11 protein-coding genes are annotated in these 19,106 nt (G+C 42.6%); 8 read left to right on the top strand and 3 right to left on the bottom strand.

Features of this window, described 5'->3' with window-relative positions:
- The first annotated feature begins 2 nt into the window (after window positions 1–2).
- The 4 genes from ACQY1Y_RS02605 to ACQY1Y_RS02620 all read left to right on the top strand — a co-directional run bounded on the left by ACQY1Y_RS02605 (window position 3) and on the right by ACQY1Y_RS02620 (window position 6,875).
- The gene (locus tag ACQY1Y_RS02605) at window positions 3–4,229 is read left to right on the top strand and encodes a helicase-related protein (protein ID WP_430013905.1); all 4,227 of its coding nucleotides are present in this window, start codon (window positions 3–5) and stop codon (window positions 4,227–4,229) included.
- Between the two features lie 303 nt (window positions 4,230–4,532).
- Window positions 4,533–5,126 (top strand): alpha/beta hydrolase, encoded by a 594-nt coding sequence (locus tag ACQY1Y_RS02610; RefSeq protein WP_306766099.1) that lies wholly within the window; start codon window positions 4,533–4,535, stop codon window positions 5,124–5,126.
- Window positions 5,123–6,463: a 16S rRNA (cytosine(967)-C(5))-methyltransferase gene (locus ACQY1Y_RS02615; RefSeq protein ID WP_430013906.1), complete on the top strand. Its 1,341-nt coding sequence runs from the start codon at window positions 5,123–5,125 to the stop codon at window positions 6,461–6,463. Before ACQY1Y_RS02610 ends, ACQY1Y_RS02615 begins: the two co-directional genes overlap by 4 nt.
- A gap of 1 nt (window position 6,464) precedes the next feature.
- The gene (locus tag ACQY1Y_RS02620) at window positions 6,465–6,875 is read left to right on the top strand and encodes a TerB family tellurite resistance protein (protein WP_430013907.1); all 411 of its coding nucleotides are present in this window, start codon (window positions 6,465–6,467) and stop codon (window positions 6,873–6,875) included.
- Window positions 6,876–6,943: 68 nt separating this feature from the next.
- Here the strand turns inward: ACQY1Y_RS02620 and ACQY1Y_RS02625 are convergent, their stop codons facing one another.
- Together ACQY1Y_RS02625 and pruA are read right to left on the bottom strand one after the other, a co-directional pair.
- The gene (locus tag ACQY1Y_RS02625) at window positions 6,944–8,578 is read right to left on the bottom strand and encodes an alpha-D-glucose phosphate-specific phosphoglucomutase (protein WP_430013908.1); all 1,635 of its coding nucleotides are present in this window, start codon (window positions 8,576–8,578) and stop codon (window positions 6,944–6,946) included.
- 293 nt (window positions 8,579–8,871) lie between these two features.
- Window positions 8,872–11,841 carry an L-glutamate gamma-semialdehyde dehydrogenase gene (gene pruA, locus ACQY1Y_RS02630; RefSeq protein WP_430013909.1) on the bottom strand — a complete coding sequence of 990 codons (2,970 nt, stop codon included), beginning with the start codon at window positions 11,839–11,841 and terminating at the stop codon, window positions 8,872–8,874.
- A 400-nt stretch (window positions 11,842–12,241) separates the two neighbouring features.
- On the opposite strand from pruA, the gene ACQY1Y_RS02635 reads away from it, so the two are divergent.
- The gene (locus ACQY1Y_RS02635) at window positions 12,242–13,426 is read left to right on the top strand and encodes an NAD(P)H-quinone oxidoreductase subunit H (RefSeq protein ID WP_002760089.1); all 1,185 of its coding nucleotides are present in this window, start codon (window positions 12,242–12,244) and stop codon (window positions 13,424–13,426) included.
- 118 nt (window positions 13,427–13,544) lie between these two features.
- Here the strand turns inward: ACQY1Y_RS02635 and ACQY1Y_RS02640 are convergent, their stop codons facing one another.
- Window positions 13,545–13,724: a hypothetical protein gene (locus ACQY1Y_RS02640; protein WP_430013910.1), complete on the bottom strand. Its 180-nt coding sequence runs from the start codon at window positions 13,722–13,724 to the stop codon at window positions 13,545–13,547.
- A gap of 126 nt (window positions 13,725–13,850) precedes the next feature.
- Here ACQY1Y_RS02640 and ACQY1Y_RS02645 point away from each other — a divergent pair, with 126 nt between their 5' ends.
- Genes ACQY1Y_RS02645 through ACQY1Y_RS02655 form a run of 3 tightly spaced genes read left to right on the top strand, consistent with a single transcriptional unit; the run spans window position 13,851 to window position 18,930 of the window.
- Entirely contained in the window at window positions 13,851–15,203 is a 1,353-nt protein-coding gene (locus ACQY1Y_RS02645; protein WP_430013911.1) for a hypothetical protein, read from the top strand.
- Window positions 15,185–16,204, top strand: a complete 1,020-nt coding sequence (locus tag ACQY1Y_RS02650) for an AAA family ATPase (RefSeq protein ID WP_430013912.1) — start codon at window positions 15,185–15,187, stop codon at window positions 16,202–16,204. The genes ACQY1Y_RS02645 and ACQY1Y_RS02650 overlap by 19 nt, the downstream gene beginning before the upstream one ends.
- 8 nt (window positions 16,205–16,212) lie before the next feature.
- Complete coding sequence (locus tag ACQY1Y_RS02655) at window positions 16,213–18,930, top strand: formylglycine-generating enzyme family protein (protein ID WP_430013913.1); 2,718 nt, start codon at window positions 16,213–16,215, stop codon at window positions 18,928–18,930.
- Window positions 18,931–19,106: the final 176 nt, after the last annotated feature.

A 19,106-nucleotide genomic window follows, 5' to 3' on the forward strand; every position in this document is an offset into this window, starting at 1 on the left:
TTATGCTCGAAACCGTAATCCAAGACTTGATAAAACAACAACGCCCCTACTACCACCCTCAAGGGGATTATATCAAAGGAATTAATAATAACTATTGGCTAGTTTTTAAACATCGAGATGCAGAGAACCTTTTACAAAATATAGTGAGTTTTTTGGGATTAAAAAAACATTCTACCTATAAGCTATTTCGGATAGATATTAATATAGCCCATATCTTTGAATATACCCCTAAACGAGAGGGAAATATCCCCAGCATTGCCTTACTCCGCACCAGTAACTTAACCATTATTGAACAATTCTTAAACCTCGAAAATGCCAGCAAAGAAGAAAGCTTAATTCGTGGAACATTTATCGAAATAGAACATAAAAAAAGACGTAGATTTAATTTACCCGAACAGCTAGACAAATACAATCAATTTATTGCCGCCTATTTAGAACGTACTAAAATCTATAGAAGAAGTACCGCCTACTTTAATAGTGGAGTTCTCAAACTTTATGAAGAACCTCTTTTTAATTTAGTCTTAAATGAAGGTCAGATTAAACTCTTAATGGACTGGCAAGGCTTCACCAATAAACGAGATGTTCAAGAATTAGAAAAACTCCACAACCCCGAATATCGTCAACAATATATTACCCGAACTTTAACCGAATGTTTACAAGGACTAGCTGATAAAACCTTTAGCAGTACCACTATTCTAGCGGAATTAGTTAGGTTGGGAATCCTTACCATCAAACTTGTTAAAATGCAAGAAACTAGAGGTATTTATCATAAAAAAACAGGGATTTTAACCGATAGTTTAGGTAACTCTATTTTACATGAAGGCTCAGATAACTTCACTGGTGCTGCTCATAGTAGTAACGCCGAGAGTATCACCTTTTTATATTACTCAGACTCCTTAGATTTAGAGACAATTCAACAGTCAATAATCGAATTTGACCAAGAATGGCAAGAGCCAGAATTAAGCTTTGATTTAACTCAAGAATTTTTGCAACAAGTCTTAGTAGAAAAACAGCGCCGACAACAACAAATTCAACCTCAAATAGAGACAATTAGTCCTCAAGAATTTCCCGCAGGCGCAACTACAAATATTAAAATTAAGGGTAAAAACCTAGACAAAATTGAAGAAATTGAGATTCCCGATAATCCCTTAATCGCAGTAGAAATAGAGGAAAAACAACCCCATCTCCTAACAGGAACTGTCACCGTCGATCCCGAACATCCCTCCACTTCTTTAAAAACTTTTAGAGTCAAAGAGAAACAGGGAACTTATCAGATTACGCCAAATCAAGCCCCAACTATTAAACAAGAAATAACCTTACCTGAATGGGAAGAAATAGCCGGATTTAAACAAGCGATTGAACTAATCCTACAGGGAAAACAGGGAACCCCCGATGATTTTCTCTACTGGTTAGCCCAACAACGCCCCCACCTGCTCAACATTCAATCCAGTAACATTTTAGATCGACTGGTTAATCAAGACATCCTGTTTGAACATCAAAAATCCGGCGCACAACATTGTTTGAGAGTCATGCAGAACTTTGGCGTAGTGGTTTGTGCCGATGCGGTAGGCTTAGGAAAAACCCGCCTTGCGGCTGCGGTAACAAAACTCTACCTAGAAGAAAATCCTCAAACTAAAATTGCCATTATTGCTGCCAAAAAACTCCACCCGAACTGGGAGAGAGAAATGGCAGAATTAGGATTGATCGCCAAGAAACACTACGAACTCTACAATAAAAACCTAATGAGTCGTGGCGGCGATCGCTTTTATGATGAATTTACCCGCCATGGGGGTGCGGCAGATTTAGTCATCATCGATGAAGCTCATGAAGGCATCCGTAACTATAACAACCGCATCCATAAAACCTGCCTGCAAATTAAAGAACACGATCGCCAGATTGAAAGACAAAGATATTACCTGCTCCTGACGGCAACCCCTTGGAACAACCGCCGCGAAGACATCTATAACATCCTTTCTCCCTTTCTCACCCGTCCTGAAGGCTTCCAAGAATTAGGCTTTCCTCCCGAAGTCAAACAATGGTTTGCCAGCCGAGAAATAGGAATAGAAAACTTTACCGATACCACCAATATTTTCCGGCGCACCTATCGAGAACTCTTCTTACAGCGTACCCGCAAGATGTTGAGAGAAGCCACCCCAGACTTACAACTCTATGCCCAACGCCTTGCCCAATGGCTGCCCGTCCAATTTGAACCAGAAACCGAACAAGCATTAGAACGGATTTTCAGTCAGTTTGAAGATAATCTGTTTATTCCCTTTGCCGACCCGATCCGTTACTTAACCAGCACAGTGGAACAGCGTTCTTTACTGAAAAACCAGCGCCGGATGTTTTTACAACGGGCAGAGTCTAGTATGTATGCTCTACGACGAACCATTAAAAACTTTAGCGATCGCATTTCCTTACTCAAACAGCAACTCGAACAAGTCACCCCGGATGCCGAAGGGTTAAAACAATTTCTCTTACAACATTACAAATTTCAAGCTGAAAAAACAGGAAGAGAAACCGACTGGTTGGGGATAGAAGAAAATGGGGATGAGGATTATTGGGAAGAGGAAGAAGATGAAGAAGAAACTGACAGCAACAAAGGGGAAAAACGTCAACAGTTACGCCGCTCTATTGACCTAGCCACCGATAAACTGAAAAATAATCCCCTAGAAGCTAAAAATATCTATAACCGCATTCTCGCTGACTGTCATAGTGATTTAGAGCAACTACAGCAGATTTCAGTCCTCTTAGCCAATGAATTTGTCACCGACCACAAACGACAGCAAGTTAGCCGGAAAGTCATGGAATTAGTTGCTGATGGTCACAAAGTTTTACTAATTTCTACTTTCTCCGATACCGTCATTGATTACTACCGCTACATAAGCCAAAATCAGGTCATTGCCTCCAAAGGAATTGGCATGGCAATGGGCAGTCACAAACTTTACTACATCGATGAAAAATCGGTTAAGATTGCGCCAAACAACGCCCTCAAAGGAAACAACCAGCAAACCGGACTCCAGCGCCAACAATTATTCCGTTTATTTGCCCCCGAAGCCACTTGTAAAAACCCGAACGAACGCCCTTTACTAGAACAGGAAATAGCCGTCCTCATCGGTTCAGAAACCCTCTCCGTCGGTCAAAACCTGCAAGATGCCGACTATCTAATTAACATTGACCTCCCCTGGAATCCCATGGTCTTGGAACAGCGCATCGGCAGAATTGATCGCCCCAAATCCCATCCTTGCCAATATATTTACATCTATTACGCCAACAGTGAAAGTCAGCTACTCAGACAAGCGGGCCGACTAGCTAACCTGAATAAGAAACTAATTGGGGAACTGGCCAAAGATGACAAAATTCCCCATATCAGTAATGTAGAGGAGTTGGGCGCTTCCGTTTATGGGGATACCTACTTTGACGATCAAATTCTCCCCGGTTATATTGACTTCATCCACAGTCTAATTAAAGCCCGACAACTCGAACAAGAAAGTTTTCAAGAACAAACCTATCAAAAACAAGAAACTAGCCGCAACCTCTACAGTCAAAACGAGCTTTTGCATAGTGAAGAATTGCGGAAGCTCTACGAAAGATTAGGAGAAAAATATCAGCCCAATCCCCTAACTATCGGTCAATTTACCACCTCGGAATTACCCACCAGTGTAGTCGCCTTGACTCTTAATTACTTTGACCCTAATGGTCAACCAATTCCCGAACAAAATCAACTAATTTATTGGAACGATCTAAGCAGAGAAAATGATGGTTTGGGAGTAGCAATCGCCACAGCTTTTAAAACCCCTCAAGCCAGCCAGATTGTTCCCGCGAAACCAATCATTAACCTAGCCCAACAGCTTTATGAACAACTGGTTCAAGTTAAACAAAAATTAAGCCAAGACCTAGAAGAAACTGCTATTTTAGAAAATATCCAACTCAATTCAGAACGACTAAGTAGGATTCAAAAGCGCATCCAAACTATGTCAGCTTTTCCCGCCAACGTTAACCGAAAAATGGTTAAAAATACCCTAAATAAATTGAGCCAAGCTAAAGAAACAAAGAAAGTGCAAAAACTGCTCAAAGATTACACTGACGGTGAACCAAGCCAACTCGATGATCAAAAATTTATTCTGGGGTTGATTCAGGGTACAGAACAGCTTAATTTACTGACCTTTGATACTGCTAAACCTTCCAGTTTAAAACTTTCTCTTTCAGCCATGTTACTGAGAATTTGAACAGATTAATTTTTCAGCAAACCCTATAGAGGAGCGATCTTTGTGTCCTTTGTGTCTCTGTGGTTCCTTCCACTCGGTCTCGCGTAGCGAGCGCGTTGCGACCGCCAGCAGGACTGTATCTTAGAATACATTTTACCCACCAAACCTAAGAGAGCCATGAGGCAAGGAGCAAGGTTTTCTTTTCACTGATTACTGTTGACTGAAAAGACTCCCCCACAGCCATCTTACTCCGGGGAAAATCGCTATAGAATAGAGAGAAAAAAGAATTGCGAGGAAAAAACTCTGTCTTTTAACCCGATTGTCATTCCCCCTTCCCCGGAAAATCCCGCTCGCTATCTAGTGATCATGCTGCACGGTTGGGGTGCCGATGCCATGGATCTGGCCCCCCTTGCATCGATGCTGGATCTGGCTGATTGTCAATTTTTGTTTCCTAATGCTCCCTTTGATCATCCGCAAGTGCCGGGGGGACGCGCCTGGTATGCGTTAGAAACCTCCGATCATCAAGGTTTAGTCGCTAGTCGTCAACAGTTGCACGATTGGATTATTTCCCTAGAAGCAACTACCGGCATTCCCCTAGAGCGGACTTTTTTGACCGGTTTTTCCCAAGGGGGAGCGATGACCCTGGATGTGGGTTTATCCTTACCCTTGGCGGGATTGGGTTCCCTGAGTGGTTATCTGCACGGTGAACCCCATCCCCAAGGTCCACAAAATGTCTTAATTGTTCATGGTAAGCAGGATCCCGTCGTTCCTATCGCTGCCGCTCGTCAAGCCAGGGATTTACTGCTTGGTTTGGGGGTTAACGTCGAATATCACGAGTTAAATATGGGCCACGAAATCCCGATTCCGGCGCTGACTATATTACGCCAATTCCTCCGCAATCGTCTAGAAACTGCATGAATAATGCTCGTCAGCTGGCTTTGCTGATTTTACGCGATATCGATCGCTCCTCCGCCTATCCTGATCGCGCTCTTGATCGCCATTTGTCCGCTAGTTCCTTAAATTGTCTTGACAAAGCCTTGACAACGGAGATTGTTTATGGTATAATGCGCCGACAAAGAACTTTGGATGCGCTGCTCGATCGCCTGGGGAAAAAAACCGCAGCCCAGCAACCCCCGGATTTACGGCGAATTCTCCATATTGGTCTTTATCAACTGCGTTATCTCTCCCAGATTCCCCCATCAGCGGCGGTGAATACGGCGGTAGAATTAACTAAAATCAGTCATTTAGGCAAATTAGCGGCGGTGGTTAACGGAATGCTGCGGCAATATCTCCGTTTAACTGCTAATGGCGACGATCCTTTACTTTTACCGGAAAATACCGCTTCTAGATTGGGTATTCTCCACAGTTTCCCCGATTGGTTGGTGCAATTGTGGTTAGATCGCTTTAGTGTTACGGAAACGGAACAACTGTGTCAATGGTTTAATCGCTCTCCTGACCTCGATATTCGGATTAATCCCCTGAAAACTAGCCGAGAAGCCCTAGAAAATGAGTTAGAATCAGCCAATATAACTTTTCATCATCTTAAATTACCTCTAGCTTGCCGTTTAACCTCTGGTTTAGGCAATATTGAGCGTTTAGAGGGATTTCGAGCCGGAAATTACACCCTACAGGATATTAGCGCCCAATTAGTCACTTATCTCCTCGATCCCCAGCCCGGAGAGACAATTATCGACGCTTGTGCGGCACCGGGGGGAAAAACCACTCATATTGCCGAATTAATGGGCGATCGAGGTAGAATATTAGCCTGTGATCAAACGCCATCCCGTTTAAGACAGTTAGAAGCCAATATTAAAAGATTAGACTTAAAAGCGATCGAAATACATCTGGGGGATAGTCGCGATCGTCCCCAGTGGTGCGGCATCGCCGATCGTGTACTAATCGATGCTCCCTGTTCAGGATTGGGAACCCTGCACAAGCGTCCTGATATACGTTGGCGACAAACACCAGAAAATTTACCTGTACTAGCCAAACGACAGGGGGAACTTTTAGCCTCGGCTGCCACTTGGGTAAAACCGAAGGGAATCTTAGTTTATGCCACTTGTACTTTAAATCCGTTAGAAAATGAAAGAGTGATCGAGCAGTTTTTAGCCGCTCATCCCGATTGGAAAATGGCCACTCCTGACTCTAATTCATGCGTCTCAGAATACTATACAGAAACGGGAGCGATCGAAGTGTTACCCCATCGACATAATCAAGACGGTTTTTTTATGGCTAAGTTAGTCAAGGAAGTGTGAGATGAAAAATAAACAATTACTGAAAATTCTCATCGGTGTTGCTTGGATTGATGGTGTAATTCAACCATCAGAAAGAAGCTATTTAAGACAGGTAGCTGTGAGGGAAAAACTTGATGATGATCCGGAGATTAAACCACTATTATCGGAACTAAAACCAGTTAAAACTGGTGAATGTTATCGATGGTTAGAGTCCTATTTAGGCGATAATCCTAGTCCAGAAACCTATCAAGATCTAATAACATCGATTAGCACTTTAATCTATAGCGATGACGACGTGGACGTACAGGAAGCAAAATTATTAACCAAAGTGCAGAGTTTCGAGCCGACTCACGATAGCCATCGATCGATGTTAGATAAATTAGTGACGGGAATTCAAAAATTGTACCACAAAGCAATTACTGAAAGTAATTAAGGAGTAGCTATCAGTGATGAGCAGGTCAAAAAATTCCCCGATAAAAACTGATAGCCGCTCCCTAGATTTTAGGTAATAACCGTGGGTTGTTCCCGTCCGGTAGATTGACGAATTTGACCGATTTCTTCAGCTAAATCAATTAACGGCTGTAGGGCCTTTTGGGTGTCGATATCGTGTTTACTTGCGTCCGGTTCATAACTTTCTAGATAAACCCGGAGAGTTGCTCCTTTAGTTCCCGTACCCGATAGACGGTAAATAATCCGAGAACCATCGGTAAAACCAATGCGAATACCTTGATTTTTACTCACACTACCATCCACGGGATCCGTATAGCTAAAATCATCGGCATATTCCACTTCATAGTTACCAAATTGTTTACCCTTAAGGTCTAAAACCAGCTTCTGGAGACGTGCCATCATCTCTTTAGCCGGTTCTAAGGCGACTTCTTCATAATCATGACGAGAATAGAAATTACGACCAAATTCTTGCCAATGACTGCGAACAATTTCCTCTACAGATTCCCCTTTAACTGCCAAAATATTTAACCAGAAAAGAACCGCCCATAAACCATCTTTTTCGCGAATATGATTGGAACCCGTGCCGAAACTTTCCTCACCGCAAAGGGTTGCTTTCCCCGCATCTAACAAATTACCAAAGAATTTCCAACCGGTGGGAGTTTCATAACAGTCAATTCCCAGTTTAGCCGCTACGCGATCGGCCGCCGCACTGGTGGGCATCGATCGCGCCACTCCCGTGATACCATTTTGATAGCCCGGTACTAGATGAGCGTTGGCAGTTAGTACAGCTAAACTATCACTGGGGGTGACAAAAAAATTCCGACCGAGGATCATATTGCGATCGCCATCGCCATCGGAAGCGGCCCCAAAATCGGGTGCATCTTGACCAAAGAGAATTTCTACCAGATCATGGGCATAGACTAGGTTAGGATCGGGATGACCACCACCAAAATCCTCTAGGGGAATACCATTTAATACTGTACCTTTGGGCGCGCCTAAACGCTGTTCAAATAGAGCATAAGCGTAGGGACCCGTCACCGCATGGAGAGAATCCATGCACATTTTAAACTTACCAGAAGTGAGTAGGGCCTGAATGCGATCGAAATCAAAAATCTTTTCCATCATTTTGACGTAGGGAGTAACCGCATCGATCACTTCCACATCCATAGTTCCCAGTTTAAAGGAACTGGGGCGATCGAGATTAATATCGGCCCCTAAGAGGATTTTATAACTGCTAATCACCTTAGTCTCGGCATAAATTGCATCGGTGATATTTTCCGGGGCCGGTCCGCCGTTAGTAATATTGTACTTAATGCCAAAATCCCCCTCCGGACCGCCGGGGTTATGACTAGCGGAGAGAACAATACCGCCAAAAGCGTTATTTTCGCGAATTAACCCAGAAATAGCCGGAGTGGAGACAATACCATCGGTTCCCACGAGTATTCTACCGATACCGTTAGCGGCGGCGATTTTCAGGATAGTTTGAATAGCTTGACGGTTATAATAACGACCATCTCCACCGACAACTAGGGTTTGACCCTCGATACCGTCTAAAGTATTGAAGATAGCTTGAATAAAATTTTCCAGATAATGGGGTTGTTGAAAAACGGGAACGGATTTTCGCAATCCAGAAGTCCCCGGTTTCTGGTCACTAAAGGGTTTTGTGGCAACAGTTTCAATCGTCATAGTCTTTTCTTGATAGGCCGACGCAATTTTCAACTTAAGTATATAGCAGTAGGTTGACAGCCAAGAAATCGGGTAAGAAAGACAACGGTTCTATTGGGTTTGGTGAGTGAGTGGAAGGAACCACTCCAGACACAAAGGACACAGAGATCGATCGCTCCTATATAATTTAAACTGATCACACAAAGAATAAGAGAGCTAATCTAAGGATAGGGGGTTAAGATGGGTCTTAGCCAATAAATGAACCAGATTTGGGGGTATAAACCCCCAATAATAACCAATTTTAGCTATATCGCTTAATCGGCCCCTTCAATCGGTGCAAATCCCTGACGTTGAATATTCTCGCTGATGTGACGAGGTTCGAGGAATTGCAAGAGATAATCGGGACCCCCTGCTTTGGAACCTACCCCCGACATCTTGAAACCCCCGAAGGGTTGACGGGAGACAATCGCACCGGTGATTCCCCGGTTAATATAGAGGTTTCCCACTTCAAATTCCTGCATAGCTCGGTTAATATGGGCAGGAGTGCGAGAATATAAGCCACCGGTTAGAGCATAGTCGGTTCCGTTAGCTACAGCTAAAGCTTCCTCAAAATTGCTCACTTTGATAATTGCCACCACCGGACCAAAAATTTCCTCCATCGCTATTACCGCATCGGGGGGAACATTCTTAAAGACGGTGGGACTGACGAAGTAACCCACTTCTGGAATCGGCATTTCTAGAGCCAATTCTGCCTCTTTTTTACCAGTTTCGATATATTCCCGAATTCTTGCTTGAGCTTTCTCGTCGATAACCGGTCCTACTTCCGTACTCGGTAAATCCGTCGGCCCGATATTGAGGGACCTGGTAGCCTCGACAAAGCGATCAACAAAGCTATCATAGACGCTTTCCAGAACGATTATCCGCGAACAGGCCGAACATTTCTGGCCGGTGTAGCCAAAAGCGGACTTAACCGCACCGACAACGGCCTGATCTAAATCGGCACTCTCATCGACAATTAGGGCATTTTTGCCGCCCATTTCGGCGATAACTCGTTTTAGGTGTTTTTGACCCTTTTGCACGATAGAGGCATCTGTATAGATGCGACAGCCCACTTCTCGTGAACCGGTGAAGGCGATTAGGTGAACATCAGGATGGCTGACTAGATGCGCCCCCACTTGCGAACCTTTACCCGGGATATATTGGAAGACTCCGGCAGGAATACCCGCTTCTAGGAGAATCTCGGCAAATTTCGCCGTAATCACCGAGGAAGTCTCGGCGGGTTTCAATAGCGTGCAGTTACCAGCTACTAAAGCCGCTACTGTCATCCCCACCGCAATGGCTAGGGGGAAATTCCAGGGAGAAATCACTAAAGCAATACCCCGGGGTTGGTAGGAATAACGATTATTCTCGCCTGCTACGTCGAAATTATGCCCTAAATCCAGTCTTTCCATCTCGGAGGCGTAATAACGGCAAAAATCGATCGCTTCTGACACTTCCGGATCCGCCTGTTGGATAACTTTGCCCACTTCCAAACAAATCCAGGCCGATAACTCGTGTCGTCGCGCTTCCATCAAATCTGCCGCTTTTCGCAGTATTTCGGCTCTTTTTGCCACTGGAGTGCGTTTCCAAGCGGGAAAAGCCTGTTTAGCCGCTATGATCGCTGTTTCTGCCTGTTCCACCTCAATTAAGCCCACTTTCCCCACTATTTCCTGCGGGTTACAGGGATTAACGGAATTAATTTGAACATTGGTGGCGACGTATTCGCCGTTAATTAGGGGTAAATAGGTTTTACCGAGGGAATTTTTGACAAAAGTAAGGGCTTGACTCGCTTTATTTCGTAATTGCTCGTTGGCATAATCTGTGTCGGGGGCATTAGGAAAACCAGGGATAATCGGGTTATCCTGACCTAAAACCCGGGGGGCTGCGATTAAATCTTCCACGGGACGATCCTCCAAATTTTGCCTTAGGAAGGAACTATTAGCGGTATTTTCTAATAAACGGCGGATTAGGTAGGCCATACCGGGTAAGAGTTGTCCGTAGGGGGAATAAACCCGCACCCGATGACCCCGCTTCACTAAGGCTTTGGCTAATTGGTCGCCCATGCCGTACAATACCTGCATTTCAAAGCGACGACGGGGAATTTCTAAACTTTCTGCGATCGCACAAGCCAAGGCTTGCGATCGCACGTTATGACTACCGATGGCGGCGTATAAATATTGATGATTTTCCAATAATAACCGCGTCATCCGCTCATAATTGGCATCGGTGGCGGATTTTTCGTTATATACCGGCTGTGGCCAGTGATTTTGCCGAGATTTAATCGTTTCCTGATCCCAGTAAGCGCCTTTGACTAGCCGGACAGTAAGGGGATAACCGCGCTTTTTGGCCCAATTAATTAAATCTTGTAAATCTTGGGCAGAATCTCTTAAATATGCCTGTAGGGTGATGCCAATATCGGTACGACTGCGAAATTCTTCTTCTAGGAGTAATTCTTTCAGGATAGCCAGGGTGAGGTTTTTATAAACGTACTGTTCCATATCAAAATGGACTGCCACCCCTAACTCCTGAGCGCGTCGCAACAGTAGGCGAATGCGATCGCAAACTTTCTCCTTACTGCCAATCGGATCTATGGGATCAAACTGAGAATAAAAGGCAGTTAGCTTGACAGAAACCTGCACTTGTGGTAATAAGTCGCCGTCCGCTTCATCAATTTGGCTAACTTTATTCCATTTGGTCGCTTCTTGAGCCAAATGGGTCATTAAATCCAGATAACTTTGTAGATAAACTTGGGTTTCCGCTTCAGTAATTACCGCTTCACCGAGGAGATCTATGGTAAAAGCCATTTTTTCCTTCCGCAGACGGGTGACAGTGCGAGTAATTTGCCCTAGGTCTTCCCCGGCGATATACTTACGAGCTAAGGTTTCTACGGATTTACTGATCAGACTGGCGGCCGTTTGAGCCGGTAGGGAGTTAGGATCACTAAAGTTGAGGATACTTTTCAGCGCACTGGGCAGTTCTACGGAAGCATCACCGAGGTATTGTTGGAGATGATTAGCGATCTCGGCATTACTGCGTAAAGCGGGTAAACAGTCAATAAAACGGAATAATTGTACTCGTAAATTGGGGTTAGACATTGCCCAATCGAGTAATTTATCATCCCAACGCATTTGATCCTGTAAAGCAGACCAAAGACCTTTTTTTTCCCGAGTTTCGGCTAAAAGTTGTCTAGCGATCTCTTGGGTTTTAGTTTCGTAGTTTTGAGTTGAGTCGATTTGGATAACCACGGTGATTCAAGTAAAAAAAATTATCAACGGGATTCAGCTTTCAGCAAGCTACCGTCAGCCTTCAGCCTAAAATTCAGTTTTTGAGCTTTTTTAGCTGATTGCCGCTCTTAATGGCTCTTTTCTCTGGTTTATATTCTTACCGAAGGACTAATCAAAGCTAATAGCTGATCGCTTTTGCTGAACACTCTATTGTACTCGATCGAGCGGGGAAGTGGGGGTGTGGGGTGTGGGGTGTGGGGTGTGGGGAAGTGGGGAGAATAAATAAAAATAATCTCCTGACTACTGACTACTGATTACTGATTACTGATCACTGATTACTGATACCCGATAGTCCTTGTGTATTGTCGAAGCGTTTACTTATAATAACTTTAAAAAGATTTTCGGGATCATCGGTAGCCCTATGGCAAAAATTGAAACGAGAACAGAACCCATGGTTTTAAACATGGGACCCCATCACCCTTCGATGCACGGAGTTTTGCGCTTAATCGTCACCCTTGACGGGGAAGACGTGATTGACTGTGAACCCGTAATCGGTTATCTTCATCGGGGCATGGAAAAAATTGCCGAAAATCGCACTAATGTCATGTACGTTCCCTACGTTAGTCGTTGGGATTACGCCGCAGGGATGTTTAATGAGGCGATTACGGTCAATGCTCCCGAAAAATTAGCCGATATCGCCGTTCCCAAACGAGCGCAATATATCCGGGTGATTATGTTGGAACTCAACCGCATCGCTAACCATTTACTCTGGTTAGGCCCCTTTATGGCGGATGTAGGCGCACAAACTCCCTTTTTCTACATTTTCCGGGAACGGGAGATGATTTATGACCTCTGGGAAGCTGCCACGGGAATGCGGTTAATTAATAATAATTATTTCCGTATTGGTGGCGTGGCGGTAGATTTACCCTACGGATGGGTGGATAAGTGCGTGGATTTCTGTGACTATTTTGACCCCAAAGTGGACGAATACGAGAAATTAATCACTAATAACCCGATTTTCCGCCGTCGTATTGAAGGGATAGGCTGCATTACCAGAGACGAAGCGATTAACTGGGGTTTATCCGGTCCGATGTTGCGCGCTTCTGGGGTGAAATGGGATTTAAGAAAAGTTGACCATTACGAGTGTTACGACGATTTTGACTGGGAAGTGCATTGGGAAACCGCCGGCGATTGTTTTGCTCGTTATCTGGTGCGGATTCGGGAAATGCGCGAATCGGTGAAAATTATCCGGCAAGCACTGAAAGGTTTACCCGGTGGTCCCTACGAAAATCTGGAAGCAAAACGGATGGCAGAAGGGAAAAAATCAGCTTGGAATGATTTTGACTATCAATATATCGCCAAAAAAGTCGCCCCCACTTTTAAGATTCCTAAAGGTGAACATTATGTGCGCTTGGAAAGTGGTAAAGGGGAATTAGGTATCTTTATCGTCGGTAATGATGATGTTTTCCCTTGGCGTTGGAAAATTCGGGCCGCCGATTTTAATAATCTTCAAATTCTGCCTCATATCCTCAAAGGGGTAAAAGTTGCCGATATTATGGCGATTTTAGGCAGTATTGATATTATTATGGGGTCAGTTGATCGCTAAATCTCCTTCAGGGTGAGTTATCTTCTTAACTCACCCTCGTTTTGGCCTAGTTTTATGAAAAAAGCACATCGGCCTTTATTTCAGGTAATGTGCTTAAATCCCTAGCATTTATCTTCATTTAGTGGGTGTGAGTGTTTTTCCCCGCTTCCAATTGAACCTCAGTAATAGGGGGAAGAATCTTGCTTTCGGGAATCTTTAACTCCCCCACCTGAACACCCAAACTAGCCAAAGCAGTTAAAGTGGTGATGATGCGGCAAATCACGTCAATGTCCGCTTTATGTTTTTTCCAAAAATTCATAGATTTTGCTCCTGTTGCCTTATAGCTTGTTTTTTGAGGACAAGTTGATTAAAATGCTTTCAGCAAATGCTGGCAAAAGGGGATCAAAAAGTGGATCAGATGGTAGGTTGACGTTTGACGAGATTTATGTTAAGGTCTGGCGAAATCAGATTATGGGATGAAGATGTAGAAACCCTTCGTAAGGCTAAAGATGCTTATAAGGGAAACTATTCTTGTGCTTCGGAGAAAATAGAGAAAATATTAATAGAAGCAAGTCGATGGTTACTTGAGGCATTTCTCGAAGAATACCGTAGTCAAACAAAAACTTCCAGTTATACCATTCCATTAAATGTCTTGAAAGATTGGATGACAGAATCTCAGCCACAATCTAGAGCAACTAAAGAGGTTTTAGAACCAAAGGGTAAGAAATTGTACTTACAAAATAAATCTGATTTTAAAGGATTTGAAAATGAGAAGAAAAGCGAGTACAGAATTGAAGATATTAATGATAATTCAATTCATTTAACCTTAGAAGATATTAATGGTTTATTAGATTCGTCTATTTTAAAGGTAATTGGCATATCTGGAGATAGTTTGCGGTTTTGTACTGAAAAAAAATATGGACTAGGAAAAAAAGGGCAAAGAACCTCTAAACAGTCTTATATTGTTCAAGCTTATTGCGAAGTATTAGGCCTAGATTTTGAAAGCTTAGAATGTTGTCAACTTCATCATCAAAACCCAAAAGATCAACGAACAAATAATGAAAAGATTTATCGTGTTTTGACAAAATTTAATTATACTAATCTAGTAAATTTTACCAGTTCAATAGCCGCTAAAACTTTACGAGAAGGCACTATTTATATTCCCCCTTGTCCTCATACATATCGTGTTTTGTGTTTGCGTCGTTTAGAAAAAGAAATCTTGATCACTAATAATTTGCCAGTTAAACCTATTGTTTTTAAATTTCAAGGAGATGGTCAAGAAGAATGGGATAGCTATAGTCTTTGTGAACGTTTTTTAAGTAATTCTGGAGGAATTAAAAATTTAAAGACTAATAATTTTTGTTTGATTTTTGAAGGAATTGATTGTGCAGACTTTTCCCGTTTAAAGGACATTGATTCGTTTTGGCAAAACTTAATTACCAACGCTCGTAAAATACAAAATAGTCCCATTAAAGGCTTTTTATTAATGATTTGGTTAGATTATGGAGAAGGGAATGATTGGAGAGATAAGGACAAATTATCAGAATTTCCTATTCACCGCTTACAGATTGACTCTTGCTTTGAACAACGGTCTTTTCAGGAAATTATTCCTACTTTTGCTCAACAACTTCAGTTAGGTTGTGACTTACAGGATGAAACCACAGACTTATTTAAATCTACCTTGCAGCAATTATGGAAAAATAGCGATCAAGGCAAGATAGAAGACACACTGAAAGCTTTTTATCAACAATTTCAAGGACAATTATCGAGGGAAAATAGATGGCTAAACTATCCTTAACTTACACGGGAGAAATTCAACCTAAATCGGGACTTTATTATGAACCGATTCAACAGAAAATTTATCCCTATGACGCAGGTGATGAGTTAATAGAAGTTGTTAACTTGGCTATTGAATTGGGAATGCCTTTGTTACTAGAAGGTGAACCGGGATGTGGTAAAAGTCGTCTAGCTCATGCCTTAGTTTATGAATTTAATAATGGTCAGCAAAGTGGTTCTATAAAATATTATGAGTGGATAGTTCAATCTACAAGTAAAGCGGAAGATAGTCTCTATCAATATGATTATATTGGCCGTTTACAAGCTGCTCAAATTAGCGGAATTTTAAGCCAAAAAGAAATAGAAGAATCTTCTTCTGAGCAAAAAAATCCAGCTACTTCAAAGCAAAAAAATCCAGCTACTTCAAAGCAAAAAAATCCAGCTACTTCAAAAGATTGGGTTGATTTACAACCCTTGGGTAAAGCATTTGAACAAAGTCAAGATAAGCAAGAACAATCGGTAGTATTAATTGATGAAATAGATAAAGCAGATCGAGATTTTCCTAATGATTTACTTTTAGCCATTGAATCTCGTCGTTTTTTCATTAAAGAAACAGGAAAAACAATTCAAGCAAATGATCAAGCTTTTCCTCTGATTATAATTACCAGTAATCAAGAAAAAAACTTACCCAATGCTTTTCTGAGACGTTGCATTTATCACTATATTGAGCTACCCAACCAAGAAAGATTAAGAAAAATATTAACCGAACGGTTTACCGACGCTGAACAAGAGGTTATCATCAAAGCAGTGGACCGTTTTCTGGAAGTGAGAACATCACAAGACGAGACTAAATCTGAAGGAGAAAAAAAAGTTAGCACCAGTGAATTAATAGCCTGGTTTAAATCGTTGCTCAAGTACAAACCTGAAGAAATTATCGCCAAATTAAAAGAGGACAAATTACCCCACGCTAGTGTTTTACTAAAAAGCCGTACCGATGTACAAGATTATGGAACAAGAGGTTAAAAAAGCCAATGACATCCCCCCTACTTGACCTATTTTATCAACTCAGAGACGAAGAAGGATTTCTGCTGTCTATTGAACAATATTATCGGGTGGAAAATTACCTGATTCAAAAACTCGCCAATGATTCTGATATTGCTATTCAAGAAAATCCCAACTTAGACAATCCTAAAATTAAACTTCTTTGTCAAGCTTTATGGGTTAAATCCCCGAAAGAAAAAGAAAAGTTTGATCAGGCCTGGACAGAGATGCTACAATTCCAACCAGAAATAAATATAGAAATAGCCAAAAAAACACCTATTCGCCATCCAGAAGAATCGATTAGCAAAATCATAAACCCGATGGATGATAGGGAATCTCCCTCATTAGAAATTACTCCTTCTGGGGATACACAAATAGCACCGGAGACTTCATTTCCACAAATTGCCACAGCTATTGAAAAGCGAAAAAAAATCACATCCCTAGATAATCCTGATTATTATCCTATTGGCATCGCTAAGTTACAAGAAAGTTGGCAGCAACTGCGTCCATTACCCCTAGAAAGTCCTCGACAAACTTGGGATCTAAAAGCCACGGTGATGGCAACGGCTAAACGAGGTTTTTTTGATCAAATAATTTACCAAAAGAAACAACTTTATCGCCGAGAAATTATAATTTTTATTGATTGTTCTGACTCGATGATTCCCTTTGCAGGATTTGGGCGAATAATGAAGCAAACTTGGGCAAATGTTCCCCATTTTTACTTTGATAATCTGATTAGAGACGAGGTTTTACGACAAGAAAACGGTTGGGAAAGTCAATCTTTAAGCAAAGTTCTCTCTAACTATTCTCCTGAAGTAACCAGTTGTCTAATTCTTAGTGATGCGGGTGCCGCTAGAAAACGTTATGTAGAAGAGCGCTTGAGCGCAACAGAAACCCTTATCCGACGATTTAGCCGAAGATTTAGCCGAGTCGCATGGTTAAACCCCTTACCCTATCATCGATGGTATGGGACAACTGCGATCGATATTGCTGATTTAGCTGAAGATATACCCAATTTTTCCATGTTTGAACTAACCACAGAGGATTGGGAAAACTTGATAACATGGCTAAAAGAAGAAGCTATCCCACCACGTCATTTATTTAATCCTAATCAATTTCAACAAGGGGATAATTGGGATGAGGATGAAGATTTTTTTAGCCCAGAAAGCCGTTTAAGATTATTTGAAAAAGAAAACGAACTAAACACCAGAGAACTAGCGAAAAGAGCGGCTTTTCCCCTTGGTTTATCCCCTAATTTACTTTATTATCTGCGTCAACATCAAGATAAAAATAATCAAGCTCCTTGGTATGCGATCGCTGATATTTTACTCTCCAGTTTAGTCCGCAAAATAGATCGAGAACTCTATGAAATGTCTCCCGATGTTCGTAAACTATTATTAGAAAAATTAACCCCAGAGGAACTCAAATCTCTGGCCTATCAGTTACAAACCTATATTCAGGAACAAATCGGTGATTATTGCTCAAAATCGGTTTATTGGCAAAATCAACAATGGTTAGCTCTTGCCTACCTAAAACCCAGTCAAGCAGTCAATGAAATCAAACAGGTACTAGCAGAAGCTATCAAAAATAATAACCGAGTGCGTCTTGTGAGATTGACAGCTTTATTAGAAAATATATCGGCTGCTTTAGCCGATTATGAACCCTTGTTATTGCTTAATAAAACGATTGCCGCCTATTCTAGAGGGGATTTAAACCCCGTTGGCAATGTCCTTCAACTTTCCCCAGAAGACGAAGGAACCCTACAAAAACGTTTAATAGACGAAGTAGCCGCTATTGTTACCCGCGATGAAAACCTTTTTACCGCAGAAACGGTATTGGTTAATAAAACAGGCCAAGTTATCGAGAGAAAACCTGTTAAAGCCTATTTTTACGATGAAAACCTTGCGGAAGTTGGCAACTGGAAAAAAGCTCAAAACTATATCCGCATGATGTATATTCCCCAAGGAGAATTCTGGATGGGAACGGAAGATGAGGAAATCGAAAGACTGGTTAAAAAATTTGGTTGGGACGCACATAAAAGGGAAAGACCACAACACCTAGTCAAAGTCCCCGCTTTCTACATGAGTCAAACCCCGATTACCCAGGGCCAGTGGAGAGCGATTGCCGCAACTGCTAAAATAGACATCGACCTGAAGACAAACCCTTCTCGCTTCATAGGGGATGAGCTACCTGTAGAAAGAGTCAACTGGTATGAAGCAAGGGAATTCTGTAAACGACTATCAAGGGAAACAAAACCGGAATATCGGCTACCGAGTGAGGCAGAATGGGAGTATGCTTGTCGTGCTGGAACCACCACCCCATTCTACTTTGGGGAAACCATTACCGGGGAATTGGCTAACTACAATGCTGGCTATACCTACGCCGGGGAAGCGAAGGGAGAATATCGACAACAAACGACTCCCGTGGGACAGTTTCCCCCAAACGCTTTTGGACTGTACGATATGCACGGCAATGTCTGGGAGTGGTGCGCCGATACCTGGCACGATAATTATGAGGGTGCGCCGACGGATGGCAGTGTCTGGATAATATATGGGGCTGATAATCGTTCTCCGTTGCGGGGCGGTTCTTGGTACGACGATCCGAATTACTGCCGTTCCGCTTCCCGCGACAACAACGCCCGCCGCGTCTACTACCACTACTTCGGCTACGGTTTTCGGGTGGTGTGCGGTGCTGGGGGGACCCTGTAACCCTTTTTCTCTTTTTTTCCCGCCCAAAGGCCGGTCGATTTTGTAGGGGCGAACTGCGTTCGCCCACCGGCAATAATCGGCCCACCGGCAATAATCGGCCCACCCGTTTTTTGGGGATTTGGGGCGATTTTTGGGTTATTTGGGGTTATTTGGGGGGTTGGGCGCACGCGATGCGC

The sequence above is a fragment of the Microcystis ichthyoblabe FBCC-A1114 genome (assembly GCF_050500245.1).
Classification (GTDB): Bacteria; Cyanobacteriota; Cyanobacteriia; order Cyanobacteriales; family Microcystaceae; genus Microcystis; species Microcystis ichthyoblabe_A.

Coding starts and splice junctions, on each gene's coding strand:
- ACQY1Y_RS02640 (WP_430013910.1), bottom strand. CDS start 13,724: ATGAATTTTTGGAAAAAACATAAAGCGGACATTGACGTGATTTGCCGC.
- ACQY1Y_RS02620 (WP_430013907.1), top strand. CDS start 6,465: ATGAAAAATAAACAATTACTGAAAATTCTCATCGGTGTTGCTTGGATT.
- ACQY1Y_RS02615 (WP_430013906.1), top strand. CDS start 5,123: ATGAATAATGCTCGTCAGCTGGCTTTGCTGATTTTACGCGATATCGAT.
- ACQY1Y_RS02605 (WP_430013905.1), top strand. CDS start 3: ATGCTCGAAACCGTAATCCAAGACTTGATAAAACAACAACGCCCCTAC.
- ACQY1Y_RS02625 (WP_430013908.1), bottom strand. CDS start 8,578: ATGACGATTGAAACTGTTGCCACAAAACCCTTTAGTGACCAGAAACCG.
- ACQY1Y_RS02655 (WP_430013913.1), top strand. CDS start 16,213: ATGACATCCCCCCTACTTGACCTATTTTATCAACTCAGAGACGAAGAA.
- ACQY1Y_RS02650 (WP_430013912.1), top strand. CDS start 15,185: ATGGCTAAACTATCCTTAACTTACACGGGAGAAATTCAACCTAAATCG.
- ACQY1Y_RS02635 (WP_002760089.1), top strand. CDS start 12,242: ATGGCAAAAATTGAAACGAGAACAGAACCCATGGTTTTAAACATGGGA.
- ACQY1Y_RS02645 (WP_430013911.1), top strand. CDS start 13,851: ATGTTAAGGTCTGGCGAAATCAGATTATGGGATGAAGATGTAGAAACC.